The sequence below is a fragment of the Natronorubrum sulfidifaciens JCM 14089 genome (assembly GCF_000337735.1).
GTDB classification, from domain to species: domain Archaea; phylum Halobacteriota; class Halobacteria; order Halobacteriales; family Natrialbaceae; genus Natronorubrum; species Natronorubrum sulfidifaciens.
On record NZ_AOHX01000029.1, the window covers coordinates 1 to 14753 of the forward strand.

A 14753-nucleotide genomic window follows, 5' to 3' on the forward strand; every position below is an offset into this window, starting at 1 on the left:
GCCCGCTAGAGATGTGTATAAGAGACAGGCCCCTCGTAGATGAGCTGGACGCCGGCTGCCTGCGTGGCGATCCCGTTGGGTTCAGTCGCGCTGTCGGTGCTGTGCTCGGTTCCACGGTCGTCCGTATGATTCGAGACGGACTGGCCGCGTGGGGAGTCGGCCTCGAGGTCACGGATACCGCGTCCATCGGGCGCTGTTGCTGTGGCACTCTCGAGAGTGAGCACGCCGGGAACCATCGAAGCCTCGTCGAGGGTTGCCTCGATGAACTCGTGTAGCTGCGGTGGTTCCACGTCCGCGATGGCCTCGGAGGCGGCCCGCCGACAGCTGTCGGCTTGTTCCATTGGAAGGGAGTTACGACGGAGGAGGCAAAGACCTTTGGAAACGTCGGGTACACTGGCGTACATGATCGATGTCGAGACCGATGCCGACCGCACGATCCGAACCGTGACGATCGACCGCCCCGAGGCGAGAAACGCGCTGACCGTCGAGGCCCTCGAGGCCCTCGAGGCGGCGATCGACGAGGCCGACGAGCCGGTCATCTACCTCCGCGGCAACGGCCCTGCGTTCTGTGCAGGTGCGGATCTCGAGACCGTCAGCGGGCTCGAGGGCGACCGCGAACAGGCTGTCGAGTTCGCCCGACTGGGCCAACGTGTCGCCCGGACGATCGAGGACTCGCCAGCCGTCGTCGTCGCCGGAATCGACGGTCCGGCCCGCGGTGGGGGTCTCGAGTTCGCGCTGGCCTGTGACGTCCGCGTGGGCACGCCCGAGTCGACCTACGGCGAACCTGGCGTCACCTTCGGGCTGTTCGGTGCTTGGGGTGGCACCGTCCGACTCCCGCGCGTGATCGGGGAGGGTGACGCCCTCGAGTTCGCGCTCTCGGGACGGGCCGTCGACGCCGAGGAAGCGCGTCGGATGGGGCTGATCTCCCGAATCGAAGCCGACCCGCGCGTCGTCGCCGAAGAGATCGCCGCAAACGCCGCCGACACGCTCGCCGTGTTGAAACGCCGGATTCGGGACGACAGCGAACGCGCGACACAGGAACGACTCGAGGCACAGGCCTTCGGCGACCTTGTCGAGGCCCACGCCGACGATATCGACGCGTTGCTCGAGTAAGGACGGAAACTGCCCGTCTCACGGAATGTGTTCGCGTCATAACCATTATTTTGCGACCGATCGTACGACGGGTCGATGCCTAATCCAGTCTTTCTCTCCGGCGACCGTATCGATCTTCGGCCGATCGAGGAGGGTGACCTCGAGTTCCTCCAACGACACGTCAACGACCCGCGGATCTGGCGGGCGATCGGCCGTTCGAAGCCGCTCAACCGCGTGCAGGAACGGGCGTTCTTCGACGATGTCGTCTGTGACGATGAGTCAATCCAGTTGCTGATCGTCGCCGAGTCGACGCCGGTGGGAACGATCGGACTCCACTCGATCGACTGGCCCTCGAGCCGGGCGGAACTGGGCTACTGGATCGCGCCCGACCACCAGCAGTGTGGCTATGGCTCCGAGGCGGCGGCACGGATCGTCGCGTACGCGTTCGATCAACTCGGTCTCCACCGGATCGCCGCCCGCGTCTTTGCGTTCAACGATCCCTCGCGACGCCTCCTCGAGTCAGTTGGATTCGTACAGGAGGGTGTCCACCGGGACGTCGAGTTCATCGACGGCGAGTACCAAGACGCCTACTGGTACGGGCTACTCGAGGATGAGTGGCGCTCGGAGACGGCGTAGGTGGCTGCGCGCGGTCTCTGTCACCGATCAGTGCAGCGGTTTCGGTGCCGGCGGCACCCGACGTTTGTGCTCGCTTCGCTCGTACATTCCGCGAACCTTCTCGACGGTCGTGTCGTCGACCTCGAGCAGCCGGCAGGTCGCCGCGACCGACAGCGGGCCGTCGATGTGGGTCGCGAGGATCGAATCGAGCGTCTCGTAGCTAATTCCTAACTCGTCTTCGTCGGTCTGGTCGGCCCACAGCTCCGCCGTCGGCGGCTTCGAGACGAGGTCTTCGGCGACGCCCATGTGGCGTGCGAGCTGGCGAACCTGTGCTTTGTAGAGGTTCCCGATCGGATGGCAGTCGACTGCGCCGTCGCCGTATTTGGTGAAGTAGCCCACCGCCGCCTCGCTTCGGTTGCCGGTGCCGATGACCAGCCGGTGCTCGTGGTTGGCCACGAGGTAGTTCAGAACGGCTCGAACCCGCGCTCGAGCGTTGCCGACGGCTTCGTGGTCGCCTTCGGCGTCGGGGTAGGCCGCAAGCAACGAGTCGATGATCGGCTCGAGTTCGATGACGTCGTAGCTGATCTCGAGGCTCTGGGCGACCCGTTCGGCGTCGCTCATGTTCTCGTCGCTGCTGACGGTTCCCGGGAGGACGAGGCCGTGGACGTGCTCGACGCCGAGTGCCTCGACGAGGAGGTGGGCAGTGAGCGTGCTGTCGATCCCCCCCGAAAGACCGAGCACGGCACCGTCGACACCGGCAGCGTCGGCCTGCTCCCGGATGAACTCGATGATATGCTCGTGGTGCTTGTCGAGTTCCGCGTCGGAAAAGCGAAGGTCGATCATGTCACCGGATACGGGTGGCTGGGCTTAATACCCATCCCCTACGGCCGATCAGTGGACGTTTGTTGTATTCTTCTCGCCTGGGTTCCGGCCAGCGCGTCGGCGACGAGGTCGATCGAGATCACTCACCGACGACACAGCGTTGGCACTCGAGGTCAAACGTGAGGTGAGAGGAGTAAGCCCCCTTCTGTTCATCCCGGCATTCGGCTGAGCGTCCGTCCCGTCCGCGGCGACGCCGCGGGGCGTTCGGGCTACCACGGCACGGACTTGCACCGGTGAGGGTTCGCCGTTCCATCGATCCTCGGCCGTCTGCGTGTGGTCGATCGCGCCAGTGCGGTCGACGGCTGCTGCCGCCGACTCACTCACAGTTCACTGAGGGAGCGAACCGCGTACGCGACCCACGGGTTCGAACCGTGCAGAGTCGATCACACACCCTCTGCGGGTTAGCTCCCCGCCCTCTCGGACGGGTTCGCACGCATCATCGGTCGGGCCGAGACGTGTCGTTTCTGTTCCAGAGCCAGCGGTCTCCCGCTCCGGACTTGCGCCCGGTCACCTGCCCGAACAGGTGGGGGGACTTTCCTCGCGCCCGTTGTGCGACTCGACGAGTCGGGCAACGGTACTGCATGATCCATCTCATGGACAGACCACGCCATATGATCACACTGTCGCCAGTGTGACCACCGCGGCAGCCAGGCTCTCTCTCCCAGTTGGGGTAGGGGCGTCGGCCGAATAAGTCCCCCGGTCGCCGTGGGAACACCGACCAGACGGAATGGAAGCGTTTTAGGACGCCACCTACCATGTACAGTTGTATGTCCCAGCGACAGGGCGTCAACCTTTCCTACGAGGACGGTGCACGCGCCGTCGAACTCGCGCGTGAATCCGTCGAATCTTACGTACAACACGGCCAACGAGAACAACCGGGCAGCATGCGTGAGGCCTTTTACGAGCGAACCGGCGCGTTCGTCCGTCTCGAGTCGACCCGTGGCCGCGGCAGCCTCCGTGGCTGTGCCGGTGGCTATCAGTCGGCCGACCAGCTCGGTCACGTCATCGTCGACGCGGCGATCGAAGCCGCAAGCGGGGACTCGTGTGGCTCGGAAGTGACTCCCTCGGAACTCCCGAACCTCACCGTCTCGGTCTGTACCGTCAAAAACGTCGTCCTGACCGATGATCCGCTGGCAGATCTCGAACTCGGAACACACGGCGTCGCGATCGACGGCGGCGAGGGTGGCTGGCTCTACCCGACGGTGCCCGTCGAGAACGGCTGGAGTGCCCGCGAGTATCTCGATCGGACGTGTCGAAAAGCCAAACTCGCACCGGGCGCGTGGCAGGACGACGATGTCATCGTCACGCTGTTCGAAGGACAGGTGTTCCGCGAGCGCGAAGCCGACGGCAGCATCGAGCAGCTATAACGGACCGCGCCGAGATGGAGCGCAGACGATAGCGCAGTCGTTCCACAGCGTATTCTACAGGCAATCGAATCGAGAGCCACTGCTCAAGTTAGTAATCAGTCGGATGCCGGAAGCCGACCGTTTCGGCGTCATCGAGACACCGCTCGGTCGCTTCCTCGAGGTCGAACTCCCGGACGACCTCGCCGTCTCGAATCAGTGGCTCGAGCAGGGCGTCGCCGTTTTTCGGCCCATCGTCGTCGGCGAGCGCGATGTGGTGGTCACCGTCTGCGGTTCGGTACACGTCTTTCACGCCGGAGAGCTTGCCCCGCTTTGAGATTGGGTCGCCTTCAATGGCGACGATATCGAGACTGAAATCGACCGAATCGGCGCTCGTGATGTGGCTGCCGACGCCGAAGCCGTCGGCGACATCGCGCAGGTTTGCAATCGCCTCGGGGCCGAGGCCGCCGCTACAGAAGATGTCGACGTCCTCGTGGCCGCGTGCATCGAGTTCCCACCGAACTTCGCGGATGATGTGTCGGAAGTCGCCGCGTCGGGACCCCGTCGTGTCGATCCGAACGCCGTCGAGGTCGTCGCCGAGCGTTTCGGCGGCCAGCAGACTCTCGCTTTTCTCGTCCCAGAAGGTATCCGCGAGAGCGATCCGCGGGACGTCCGCGCCGACGGCCTCGTCGAACGCCTGCCACGCGTCGGCCTGATTGCCCTCGCCGAAACAGAACATGAGCGCGTGGGGCATCGTCCCGCCAGCCTCGCGACCGAGAATATCGCCCGCGGCGACGTGCGAGAACCCATCGAGGCCGGCAAGCAACGCGGCCCGTTCGACCGTCGCAGCGATCGAGGGATGGACGTGACGCGCACCGAACGAGAGGACGGTCGACTCAGGAGCCGCCAGTCGCGCCTCGAGGGCGGCCGTCGCGAACCCACTGGGCTGAGAGAGAAATCCGAGCAGCGAAGTCTCGAGTTCGGCGAACTCGAGGTAGGGGCCCTCGATTCGCATCACTGGACCGCCGTCGAACAGCTGGCCGTCGGGCACGGCATCGATATCGACATCGCGGCCCTCGAACAGCGTAGCGACGTCTTTGACACCGGTGAAGACCTCGAACGAACCGGTAGGGAACTGATCAGCGGTCACCTCGGCGACGACGTGGGGGTTTTTCCCCGCGTGTTCGAGGGTGCTCCGAGTGCGCTCGAAGTACGCATCCGTCGCGCGGCCCTCGAGGATCGCCGCCGCTGGGACGGTTCCGAACGGGTTTGACATGTCGACGACTTCCCGGGGGAGGCAAATAAGCTACCCGTCTGCCGGCGCTGTCGCCGCCGACGGCATCGACGCGGGACCGGGCGCAACGGGCGCTGTCGTCTCGAGGGGTGTCTGTGCCGACGAGTCCGTCTCGCTCGCGTGGACATCCTCGAGGTCGATCGCCAGCGGCGCGCCGACGATCTCGACTGTGTTCCCGGAGACGGTGACCCGGTAAGCCCCGCCGAAGGGCTCGCTGTCGGGGATTCGGTAGGCGTCGTCGACAGCATCGACCGGCGTGCCGCCGTTGCGCTCGAGGAGGGTTCGATAGGCGCCGGCGAACGCCTCGGCGTCGTCGGAGCCCGCCCACTCGAGGTGCCAGACGTAGCCCGTCCGGTCGTCTTCGGCCGTATCCAGATAGACCTGAAACGTGTCGCCGGCCCAGCCGTCGGTCGTCGGATGGGAGTAGTTGTACGGCGAGAGGTCGGTGCTGCCCTCGCTCAGCGGGCGATCGATGACGCCGTTTGCCCACAGCGTCGCGAACAGGGTTGCCTCACCGATCGTCTCCGTGTGGGGGTCGCCCTCGGGGCTGTAGGCAACCCACTCCTCGCTCGAGCGATCGGGGATCTCGACGGCGACCGGCTCGTCGTCCGGATAGCGTTCGGGATGGATCAGCTGGCTGGTACTCGCCGGATAGCGCTCGTAGGCGCGGTCGACGGCGTCCCAGCCGCCGCGGTCGTGCAGGTGGGCGACGAACGGTGCCCCCTCGGAGTACGGCGCGTAAATCGAGAGAAAGAGGCCGACGTTGAACGGCCGATCGGTCGGCGAGCCGTCGGCTGCCGGTCGTTCGTGATCGGCCAGACACTGCCACGTCGTGGCACAGCGTTGTTCGTACAGGTGTGGCACGTAGTTCGCCTCGCCCTCGAGCAAGCCGAGTTCGGCCCGCTGTTCGTCGATCGTCTCACCGTGGCGCTCGATGCCGAAGTGTTGGTCCTGTAGCGCGTGCACCAGTTCGTGGACTAGTGTCTCGCGGTCGATGCGGATGCCGTCGGTGTCGTCTCCAACGATGACGATCCGGTCGCTCGTGTAGTAGCCTTGCACCGCGGTGCCGTAGAGGTCGTCTCTCGCTTGATTGGCGTCCGTTTCGCCGTCGACGACGAACGCGCCACGCCAGAGTTCGTTCGTAAACACCGAGGCTGACCCCGACTCGTGGCGCTGGCTCAGATACTCCTCTCTGGAAATAACCTCGAGTTCCACGTCGTGTTTGAACTTCAGCTCACGGACGACCTCGATTCTGGCCATCGAACGGTATTTGACGGCCTCGAGTTGAGCCGCAGTTAAGGCCTCGTTGTCGTCGAACTCGAACGTGTCGTCGTGGGCGTAGTCACCGACGACACCGAGTTCGCGGTCGGTATCGAACTGGTCCGGTGACTGGGGAAGCGTACAGCCAGCGAGGACGACCAGTGCCACGACCGCAAACAGTGCGAGTCGGCTCCGAGACATTGGCTACCGTTTCGACGGCGGCGTCATATACTGATCGCTGCGCTCGGGTGCGCTCGCTAGCTGTGTCCGGCGACCGATCCAGCCACGAACGGAGCCGTCGTTCCGTCTCGCCACGAGAACCCCGATCGAGATGCCGAACACCGCTCCGGGGCCGGCAAAGCCGGGGAGTGAGTCGCTGTTCTCGTCGTCGGCGTCATCGCCGTCGTCCACGGCGACACGCTCGAGCGTGTCCTCACCGTCGGGGGCGACACCAGCCGCGATCCCCTCGAGGTCGTCGACCGACGGCGCACGGACGATCGTCACCGTCTCGCCGTCGTGTTCGATGGCGTACGCCCCGGGGAACTCGTCGTCGACCACGTAGGTGTCCTGTCGGTCGTCGACGGGGTCGGCGTCGTGGATTTCGAGCAACTCGAGATAGCCCGTGAGGAACTGCTGGGCGTCCTCGCTCGAGCGCCACTCTGTTTCCCAGACGTAGCCGGTATCGGCAGGTTCGGGGTTGTCAGCATCCGCATCGACGTACAGGTGCAGTTCGTCGCCGGCCCAGCCGTCCGTGTACGGCTGGTCGTAATCGTACCCGGAGAGGCCGTCCGCGAGGAGTGCATCGGCGTCGATCACGGACGGCTGCCCCCGATCGTGGACGTCTGCGCCGAACATCGACACCATCGCGGCCTCGCCGGCCGTCTGTGTCGTGGGTTCGCCGTCGACCTCGAGACGGTCCCAGTCGTCGCTCGAACGGTCGTCGATCGTGATCTCGACTGGCTCGCGCTGGTCGTCCGTATGGATTACCGTCGACGAACTCGTCGGCGGCTCGTCGTAGGCCACGTTCACTGCCGTCCAGCCGTCATCGGCCTCGAGCAGGGTGTCGATGTACGCCGGGCCGTCGTTGTACGGCTGGTACAGCGTCATGTAGAGCCCCCAGTTCACCTCACCGAACTGGTCGGCGTGGGAGTCGCCGGGGGTGAGACAGTCCCAGTCGGCCCCACATCGTTGGTCGTACTCGTCTTCGACCCAAACGGCATCGCCTTCGATGAGACCGTTCGTCGCGGCATCCTGATCGATCGTCTCTCGGTCGTAGCTCGTCAGATCGTACTGCTGGTCTTGGAGCGCGTGGAGCAGTTCGTGGCCGAGGATGACCTCGTCCAGTTCGGGCGTCTCCGTGTTGTCCGAGACGAGCACGACCTGATCGGTCTCCGGATCGTAGTAGCCGCCGACAGCGCCGCCGTACATCGCCTCGAGGGCGTCTTCCGCGTCGGTGTCTCGGTCGACCATGAACAGCGCCTCGTAGGTGACGTCCTGTTCGAGGCGTTCGTCGTCGCTCAACTCGAGGAAGACGTCGTCGTGGTCGTCGGCGAACTCCTCGCGGGAGATGACCTCGACCGGCACGTCGTCCTCGAAGGTGAGTTCACGAATCACTTCGACGCGTGCCATCGATCGGGAGACGACTGCCTCGAGTTCGGCGTCGTCGACGACGGCACCGTCACGGTCGTCGACGGGAAGTGTATCGTCGTACCAGTAGCCGTTGACGTAGCCAACGGTGTCTTCGGTGGTGGGATCGGCCGGGCGGTCGGCCGAATCGTCTCCGGACAGCCCCGGGACCATCCCACCGGCTACGGCCAGTGTCAGGACGAGTGCCGATATCGCAACGAGAGCAACGAACAGTCGCGTCCGCGTCAGTGTGGCCGTCATTTCGGGGAGATAGGAATCGTACGAAGGCGACCATCAAAAGACCGCTGGTCGGCGACAACGGACACTGACAGCAGAGTTGGGGCCGACCCGTCGCGAACGTTTTTACGGCCCGTCTCGTAGTGGTTCGTACAGATGCATCTCGAGCCAGCGACCACGGCCGTCGTCGTCGTCGACATGCAAAACGGCTTCTGTCATCCTGACGGCTCGCTGTACGCGCCGGGCAGCGAGGCGGTCATCGAGCCGATCGCTGCCCTCATCGAGCGGGCCCGCGACGCCGGCGCGTGGCTGGTCTACACGCGGGATGTCCACCCACCGGGACAGTTCGACGACGCCCACTACTACGACGAGTTCGAACAGTGGGGCGAACACGTCCTCGAGGGCTCCTGGGAGGCAGAAATCGTCGACGGACTCCCGGCCGACGAGGCCGATCTCGTCGTCGAAAAACACACCTACGACGCCTTTTACAATACGGAACTCGAGGGCTGGCTCAACGCCCGCGGGATACACGATCTGGTGATCTGTGGCACCCTCGCCAACGTCTGTGTCCTCCATACTGGTGGCAGCGCAGGGATTCGTGACTTCCGGCCACTCATGGTCGACGACTGCATCGGTGCGATCGAAGACGACCACCACGAGTACGCTTTAGACCACGCCGAGTGGTTGTTCGGCGAGATCGTCACGAGCGACGCCCTCGAGTTCGACAGCACGAAGTGAGAGCGTTTTCAACGCGGCCCTTCCAATGAGGTGGTATGGACACCCATCGGTCCGCACGGAGACTGGATCTCGATCGAACGGCGCTATTGCCGGGCGAGCCGTCGACCAACTACCCAGTAACGGAGCCGACAGTCGACAGCACTGCACGCGAGTGGTCGACATGAGTTCGCGCCGACTGCGCTCGATGTATCTTCTCGGCATCGGGCTGAACGCGATCGCATTGGTGTATGCCGCCATGGACGGTTCGCCGCTGTTCGCGGGGACGTTCGGCCTCGTTATGGTCTATCTCGGCGTGCGCTACTGGATGGTGACGAACGAGTGATACTGTCGGACAGCAGTCAGTAAGAAGTCGGTCTCGAATTCGCGGCCGTTGAGCAACCCCGTGGGTTGCGATGCCCAGCAGAACGCAGCCGTTCTGCGGACGTCTCCGAGGGTGACGGCCGCAGGAGCGTGATCGATCTTCGAATAGTGCTGTCCGACAGTCTGGGCCATCCTGAGACTCGCTGACACTAAAAGCGTGTCCGACTGCAGGTGAGGTCGTATCCCGCTGGATATCGAAGCCGAATCCAATGCTCGAGTCGGTTCCAGTCTCCGTCGAAGCAGCGATCTACCTCTACTTCGTCGCCGTGGCTGCGATTGGCTGTTATCTCCACGGACGGCTCTGGCTCGGCCATCGGGGCCGGAACCGCACGAGTGATTCGAAGCGAGCGACCACCCAAACTGACGAGGGGACCTGACCAGACGGCTGCATCGCCTCGAGACGGATCGCCGCTTATTCGGGCCGGAAGATACGAAACGCACCCTGTCCAGTCGCGACTTCTCGTGTCTCGCCGTCAGGTGTGGTGCTCTCGACCATGATCTCGCTGACGCCGACGCTGCCGCCGACACGGATCACGTTCGCCGTCGCGACGAGGTCGCCGACCGCAGGACGGAGATAGTTGACGTTCAGGTTGATCGTCGCGATCCGTGCATCGAAGGGGTTGTCCATGGCCGTCCGCAGGGCGAGGCCACCTGCCGTGTCAATCAGCGTCGCAGCGATCCCGCCGTGGAGATCCGCTCGCCCGTCACCCGACGGAGTCGGTCGCTTGTTGCTCAGTTTCTCGTCGTACGGCACCGACAGCGTCATCGTCCCCTCACCGATGTGTTCGACGGTCGTTCCGATCCACGAGAGGAACTCCTGATTCTCCTCGATGAAGTACTGGAGGAGATTCTCGAGATCGGCGAACTCCTCGGGAGTGGGCTGCGTGTCGTCGGTCATGCCCTGTGGTCTGCTATCGACGCTCTTTACGGCTACGTTTCTCGATTGTCACGTTGTCGAGGGTTGATTCATGACATCGTCGCTTATCCTCACCCCCTCCCCGTTCAGCGTCCAGCTCTCGAGCGAACCCGAACCCGAACCCGCTCGCCACGTTCGAACACACGATCCGGACAGATCAGCTTCGCGCCGAAGTCGGCGTCTCGAGCACAAAACAGCGACAGGCCGGTGATCGCCTCGCCGTTGGCCGTGACCACGACGTCGTCCCACGTGATCGTGCGGCCGTCGGCGACGCCGAGTCGGTCGCTGTTCAACGAGACGATTCCGTCCTGACCGGCACCGTGAACCCCGCCACCATCGTAGTGTGGAAGCCCGCCGTCGAGAACGCCACCATCATCCGCCCGAACACCGGCGAACGCCTCGCCCGGTGCGGGATGTGTCGGTGCATCGAGGACGGCGTATGTCTCGCCAGTCGCGACGACCGTTCCGGTGCCGTCCCACGCGAGCGGGCGAACGTCGACACCTACCTCGAGTGGGAGCGACCCCGACGCGCGGTGAAGGTTCTGGTCGGGCCGGCGAAAGCCGACGTGGAGGTGGTTGTCGACCCACGGGGCAAAGAAGCCGGCCCGGACGAGGTCGCCCAGTGACTCGCCCCGCTCGACGTGCTGGCCCGCCTCGACGGACGGGTTGACGTGGAGAATCCGGACGACGAGTCCCTCGAGGGTGGCCGGGCTGTCACACTCGAGGAGGATCAAGTAATCGTGTTCGGCCGCGTAGGGTTTCGACGGCGCGCGAACGGCTCTGGTCTCGCGGACGGTTCCGGAAACGGGACTGGGCGCGGCGGTCGTCCGGCCGTCCCGGAGCGTCCCGGGATAGAGGTCGATCGCACATCCCTCATCGTGGGCGGGATACGGCGAGTTGTACAGCGAGAAGCGTTCGTACTGTTCGAGCGTCGTCTCGGGGAGCGTCACGGCCATCGTCTGTCTGGTTCGACTGGGCAGCGGGAGCGTTTAGGTCCATCGGGTGCAAACGGTGGCTATGCGAGTACTCCGGGGCCGTGCGGCGACGATCGAAGCCGACCGTGAGGTGAGCGACGACCTCCTCTCGGCGGCTGCCGACGGCGAGCCAGCCGTCCGCGTCTGGACGCCCCACCAACAGGTCGCGTTCGGCCGCCGGGACCGACGGCTCGAGGGTTACGGCGACGCTGCCGAATTCGCCCGCGAACGTGGCTTCCCACCCGTCGAGCGAGCCGTCGGTGGGCGCGCGGTCGCCTACGACGGCGAGACGACGCTCGCGTTCGTCCGCGCCGAACCGGCCGCGGACTTCCGTCGCGGGACGACCGCCCGGTACAAGCGGACCACAGCCGCCGTCGAACGGGCGCTTCGCTCGCTCGAGGCCGACCTCGAGGTCGTCGCCGGCGAGCCCGAGGACTCATTCTGTCCGGGGACTCACTCGCTGTCGGTCGTCGGACCGAACGGCCGACGGCGGAAGATCGCTGGCCTCGCCCAGCGGGTCACACAGGACGCCGCCGTCGTCGCCGGCATCGTCCTCGTCGAGAGCCACGACAGCCTCAAAACCGTCCTCGAGGGTGTGTATGACCGACTCGACGTCGCGTTCGAACCCGCGTCGGTCGGTGCCGTTACAGCCGGCGACGCGTCAGACCCGGCTGTCGTTCGCACAGCACTGGAGGACGCCCTCATCGGCGAGGGGGCGACGGACATCGCCATCGACGCCATCGGCGAAGACGGCGAGTGATGAGAGTGCAGGTAACGTTTTTCCGCTTGGCGTCTTCGAACTCGAGTATGCACGCTCGAGTGCCACCGGCCGTGGAGGGGAGTCGATGACCGACGATCGGCCCGACGAAGCAGGAGTACGCTGGACGGAGCTCCTCGAGGATGCGACGACCATCGCCGAGGAGTACCGGGAGAACGGCTGGGATGCGATCGTCTTGGAGCCGACCGCGATCTCACCGATCGAACGCGCAGATCGGCTCGGGCTCGATGTCGTGGTCTCGAGCGAAGCCTACGACCTCGTTGAGGCGCTCGTCGAGGACGGCGATGTCACCATCACCGCTGCCGACGTCTACTACCGGCCACCGGAACGCGACGCACACGAACGGATCGCCCTCGTCGTCGAGCGCGACGACGAGCGGGAAACGGCGATTTTCGTCCCGTTGACCTACAATCTCGACGACTCTCGATCCGTCTTCGAGACGGCGCTTGCCGAGGAGGAACTGCTGGTTTACGTCACGGCGGCGACCGACGCCGAGGCCGACCGCTGGGTCAGCTTCTCACACGAAGACCCCTCGCTGTTCCTCGAGGAAGCGGACGTTCGAAGCTGGGGCGAGCAGTAGCGCGCCGTCGACCGTACACGACTCACCGACGGGAGAGTTACTCGCGGAGCCACTCCAGCAGATCGCTGAGAGTGATCGGTTGTTGTGATGGCTCACCGCACGACCCGGACTCGAACGTTCCGTTGAGTGCCATCGAGTGGTCGTCGTAGTAGGCATAGAGGTTCTTTGGGGCCTCGTATCGACCACCGTAGTGTCCGACGGGGCCGGTCGTGTCGATGATATTGTCCTCGAGGTCGGTCGTAAACCGGATGTCATCACGCTCATAGATGGGCTCGCCATCGAGCCAGTATCGGACGATGCCGTCGTCGTTGGCCTCGCCGCCGGCCATCGTGTTTACACGGACGTAGTACTCGAACTCGTACCACACTCCCGATTCGATTTCGGGTGTAGCGAGCGCGTACGGTTCGCCGTCGATGAGATAATCGTGGTCGCCAACGCCATCATCGTCGCTCATGTGGTAGGTGTTCGAGAGGAGATGAAACGGTCCTTCGGGGTCAGTCTCTCGACTGGTCACGTACAGCCGATTGCTCCAGCCGTTGGTCCCATCAGGGACGCCACCGCCAGCGCTCCCCTCGCCCAACGCGATTGCACAGTTCCAGAGTCGGCAGTTCGACGGCTGTCGCCCCTCCATCGACCAGTTGGAGTTGAGCGCAAAACTGACGCGTCCATTGAGTTCGACCAGCCCGTCGTCAAACTGGTAGTGCGTGCTCGCACCCCAGTGATCGTCTTCACGAATCCGCAGCTGAAGGGCCGTTTCCCCAGTGTTGGTCGGACTCGAAACGAACGAAAGGTTGTCGGGATCGCCGTTCGACAGCCAGTAGACGTCGTCCCAGCTGTCGTAGTCGTCGTACTCGAGGGTAATTACTTCATCCGCATCCGGCCCGTCACACGCCGCGCTCGCCCTGTCAACTGCCGTGCCTGTACCGCCGAGCAGACTGCCGGCACCCAAGAGCCCACCCAGACGAAGCGTTCGTCGTCTGGTCACGCCGTCGGACGCCGTCGATACCCTCGCGTCAGTTCGGTCGCAATCGCCTGATCCGTGCCCATCACGGGAGTTAGTGATCGTCTCCATCCGAACTGGAGTAGCCGCGCATCGGTAATAGTATCAAAACCACTACCTGAAAATAACCACACCATCACTGACCGCGACGAACAGTTGTCGATACTGGGACAGTACGCGTCGCGTGACTGTCATCGCAGCTACTACCTGCGGGCGTGGGTCGCCGTACTAAATCCGAGTCGGCCACCTGAAATCGCACGCTACTGCTACAGGCAGACCGTTGGGCCGTGTACAACAGTCCTGTGGGCCGGCTACTCCTCGTCTTGGGCTCGCAGTTCCTCGCTTGCCTCACGGACTTCTCGCATCACACTCGAGATCCGTTCTTCAGCCTCGAGTTCCTCCTCGACAGAGAGGTCGACGCCTTCGACCTCGAGGAGGAATTTGGCGACTTCGGTCGATTCGTACATCACGTCATCGAGTTCTTCGGCGGTGAAGAAATCACACATCGCGCCGTAGAGGAAGGTCGCCCCTGCCTTGCGGACTTTCTCCTCGAAGGAGGCTCGAGCCTGATTGACCGCCTGTGGCGTGTAGGTATCGGTCATGAAGGGGACGAGTTCGGGCAGATTCTCGCCGATTTTGGTCATCTCGACGCCGGTTTCGGTCCGGAAATCGGAACAGAGGCGGGCGATTGCCCACTCTCGAGCGGTGACGTAGGTCCGGTCGCGAAGGAACTCGTTGACCCGGTCGTACTGTGCCCCGTCCATCTTTGTGAACCGCGCGTATTTCTGGACGTCCGCGGGCGGCTCGTCTGCGTCCGGCTCGGGGTCCGGGACGCCCGGCATCGTGTCGTCTGTGTCGTCAGTCCCTGCGGTCTCAGTACTCGTCTCCGTCTCGGCGTCGGCTGTGGCGTCCGAGTCGGCATCGAATCGGGAAGCGTCCAGTCCGTCCTCGTCCATGGCCACGTGTTGGACCGTCGAACGTAAGGCTGTGAAGGTTTTCGACCGACTGGTCGGGTGTCGATCCGAGGCCTCGAGAGAAAAGCAACTGTAAACCGTTTG

16 protein-coding genes, 1 other RNA gene and 1 pseudogene are annotated in these 14753 nt (G+C 64.2%); 8 read left to right on the forward strand and 10 right to left on the reverse strand.

Annotated elements, in window-relative coordinates:
- Positions 1-29: 29 nt before the first annotated feature.
- Positions 30-341: pseudogene (locus tag C495_RS05630) on the reverse strand (DUF7114 family protein); the annotation flags it as partial.
- A 61-nt stretch (positions 342-402) separates the two neighbouring features.
- Between C495_RS05630 and C495_RS05635 the strand changes: the two are divergent.
- The gene (locus C495_RS05635; RefSeq protein ID WP_008160841.1) at positions 403-1113 is read left to right on the forward strand and encodes an enoyl-CoA hydratase/isomerase family protein; all 711 of its coding nucleotides are present in this window, start codon (positions 403-405) and stop codon (positions 1111-1113) included.
- A gap of 75 nt (positions 1114-1188) precedes the next feature.
- Entirely contained in the window at positions 1189-1728 is a 540-nt protein-coding gene (locus tag C495_RS05640; RefSeq protein ID WP_008160843.1) for a GNAT family N-acetyltransferase, read from the forward strand.
- A gap of 27 nt (positions 1729-1755) precedes the next feature.
- Here the strand turns inward: C495_RS05640 and C495_RS05645 are convergent, their stop codons facing one another.
- A complete protein-coding gene (locus C495_RS05645; RefSeq protein WP_008160845.1) occupies positions 1756-2550 on the reverse strand; it encodes an NAD+ synthase in 795 nt (264 codons plus the stop codon).
- A gap of 161 nt (positions 2551-2711) precedes the next feature.
- Positions 2712-3168, reverse strand: an RNA gene (gene rnpB / locus C495_RS06730) — RNase P RNA component.
- 188 nt (positions 3169-3356) lie between these two features.
- Here rnpB and C495_RS05650 point away from each other — a divergent pair.
- Positions 3357-3956 carry a TIGR00296 family protein gene (locus tag C495_RS05650; RefSeq protein ID WP_008160848.1) on the forward strand — a complete coding sequence of 200 codons (600 nt, stop codon included), beginning with the start codon at positions 3357-3359 and terminating at the stop codon, positions 3954-3956.
- 88 nt (positions 3957-4044) lie between these two features.
- On the opposite strand, the gene C495_RS05655 is transcribed toward C495_RS05650, so the two are convergent.
- The 3 genes from C495_RS05655 to C495_RS05665 are packed head-to-tail and all read right to left on the reverse strand — an operon-like array spanning position 4045 to position 8373.
- The gene (locus tag C495_RS05655) at positions 4045-5208 is read right to left on the reverse strand and encodes a nicotinate phosphoribosyltransferase (RefSeq protein WP_008160850.1); all 1164 of its coding nucleotides are present in this window, start codon (positions 5206-5208) and stop codon (positions 4045-4047) included.
- Between the two features lie 30 nt (positions 5209-5238).
- Complete coding sequence (locus C495_RS05660; RefSeq protein ID WP_008160851.1) at positions 5239-6687, reverse strand: Hvo_1808 family surface protein; 1449 nt, start codon at positions 6685-6687, stop codon at positions 5239-5241.
- Positions 6688-6690: 3 nt separating this feature from the next.
- Entirely contained in the window at positions 6691-8373 is a 1683-nt protein-coding gene (locus C495_RS05665) for an Hvo_1808 family surface protein (RefSeq protein WP_008160853.1), read from the reverse strand.
- A 132-nt stretch (positions 8374-8505) separates the two neighbouring features.
- Between C495_RS05665 and C495_RS05670 the strand changes: the two genes are divergently transcribed.
- The 3 genes from C495_RS05670 to C495_RS18060 all read left to right on the forward strand — a co-directional run bounded on the left by C495_RS05670 (position 8506) and on the right by C495_RS18060 (position 9824).
- On the forward strand, positions 8506-9087 hold the full coding sequence (locus C495_RS05670) for a cysteine hydrolase family protein (RefSeq protein WP_008160855.1): 582 nt from the start codon (positions 8506-8508) through the stop codon (positions 9085-9087).
- A 160-nt stretch (positions 9088-9247) separates the two neighbouring features.
- Entirely contained in the window at positions 9248-9409 is a 162-nt protein-coding gene (locus C495_RS18055; RefSeq protein ID WP_169330514.1) for a hypothetical protein, read from the forward strand.
- A 247-nt stretch (positions 9410-9656) separates the two neighbouring features.
- The gene (locus C495_RS18060; RefSeq protein ID WP_008160862.1) at positions 9657-9824 is read left to right on the forward strand and encodes a hypothetical protein; all 168 of its coding nucleotides are present in this window, start codon (positions 9657-9659) and stop codon (positions 9822-9824) included.
- A gap of 35 nt (positions 9825-9859) precedes the next feature.
- Here C495_RS18060 and C495_RS05680 read toward each other — a convergent pair whose 3' ends face one another.
- A complete protein-coding gene (locus C495_RS05680) occupies positions 9860-10345 on the reverse strand; it encodes a PaaI family thioesterase (protein ID WP_008160863.1) in 486 nt (161 codons plus the stop codon).
- A gap of 104 nt (positions 10346-10449) precedes the next feature.
- Positions 10450-11319 (reverse strand): hypothetical protein, encoded by an 870-nt coding sequence (locus C495_RS05685; RefSeq protein ID WP_008160865.1) that lies wholly within the window; start codon positions 11317-11319, stop codon positions 10450-10452.
- A gap of 61 nt (positions 11320-11380) precedes the next feature.
- Between C495_RS05685 and C495_RS05690 the strand changes: the two genes are divergently transcribed.
- Complete coding sequence (locus C495_RS05690; protein ID WP_008160868.1) at positions 11381-12097, forward strand: lipoyl protein ligase domain-containing protein; 717 nt, start codon at positions 11381-11383, stop codon at positions 12095-12097.
- An 85-nt stretch (positions 12098-12182) separates the two neighbouring features.
- Complete coding sequence (locus tag C495_RS05695) at positions 12183-12695, forward strand: DUF7529 family protein (protein WP_008160870.1); 513 nt, start codon at positions 12183-12185, stop codon at positions 12693-12695.
- Between the two features lie 37 nt (positions 12696-12732).
- On the opposite strand, the gene C495_RS05700 is transcribed toward C495_RS05695, so the two are convergent.
- Positions 12733-13680 (reverse strand): hypothetical protein, encoded by a 948-nt coding sequence (locus C495_RS05700; protein ID WP_008160872.1) that lies wholly within the window; start codon positions 13678-13680, stop codon positions 12733-12735.
- 326 nt (positions 13681-14006) lie between these two features.
- Positions 14007-14651: a DUF5806 family protein gene (locus C495_RS05705; RefSeq protein ID WP_008160874.1), complete on the reverse strand. Its 645-nt coding sequence runs from the start codon at positions 14649-14651 to the stop codon at positions 14007-14009.
- Between the last annotated feature and the right edge of the window lie 102 nt (positions 14652-14753).

Coding starts and splice junctions, on each gene's coding strand:
- C495_RS05635 (WP_008160841.1), top strand. CDS start 403: ATGATCGATGTCGAGACCGATGCCGACCGCACGATCCGAACCGTGACG.
- C495_RS05640 (WP_008160843.1), top strand. CDS start 1,189: ATGCCTAATCCAGTCTTTCTCTCCGGCGACCGTATCGATCTTCGGCCG.
- C495_RS05645 (WP_008160845.1), bottom strand. CDS start 2,550: ATGATCGACCTTCGCTTTTCCGACGCGGAACTCGACAAGCACCACGAG.
- C495_RS05650 (WP_008160848.1), top strand. CDS start 3,357: ATGTCCCAGCGACAGGGCGTCAACCTTTCCTACGAGGACGGTGCACGC.
- C495_RS05655 (WP_008160850.1), bottom strand. CDS start 5,208: ATGTCAAACCCGTTCGGAACCGTCCCAGCGGCGGCGATCCTCGAGGGC.
- C495_RS05660 (WP_008160851.1), bottom strand. CDS start 6,687: ATGTCTCGGAGCCGACTCGCACTGTTTGCGGTCGTGGCACTGGTCGTC.
- C495_RS05665 (WP_008160853.1), bottom strand. CDS start 8,373: ATGACGGCCACACTGACGCGGACGCGACTGTTCGTTGCTCTCGTTGCG.
- C495_RS05670 (WP_008160855.1), top strand. CDS start 8,506: ATGCATCTCGAGCCAGCGACCACGGCCGTCGTCGTCGTCGACATGCAA.
- C495_RS18055 (WP_169330514.1), top strand. CDS start 9,248: ATGAGTTCGCGCCGACTGCGCTCGATGTATCTTCTCGGCATCGGGCTG.
- C495_RS18060 (WP_008160862.1), top strand. CDS start 9,657: ATGCTCGAGTCGGTTCCAGTCTCCGTCGAAGCAGCGATCTACCTCTAC.
- C495_RS05680 (WP_008160863.1), bottom strand. CDS start 10,345: ATGACCGACGACACGCAGCCCACTCCCGAGGAGTTCGCCGATCTCGAG.
- C495_RS05685 (WP_008160865.1), bottom strand. CDS start 11,319: ATGGCCGTGACGCTCCCCGAGACGACGCTCGAACAGTACGAACGCTTC.
- C495_RS05690 (WP_008160868.1), top strand. CDS start 11,381: ATGCGAGTACTCCGGGGCCGTGCGGCGACGATCGAAGCCGACCGTGAG.
- C495_RS05695 (WP_008160870.1), top strand. CDS start 12,183: ATGACCGACGATCGGCCCGACGAAGCAGGAGTACGCTGGACGGAGCTC.
- C495_RS05705 (WP_008160874.1), bottom strand. CDS start 14,651: ATGGACGAGGACGGACTGGACGCTTCCCGATTCGATGCCGACTCGGAC.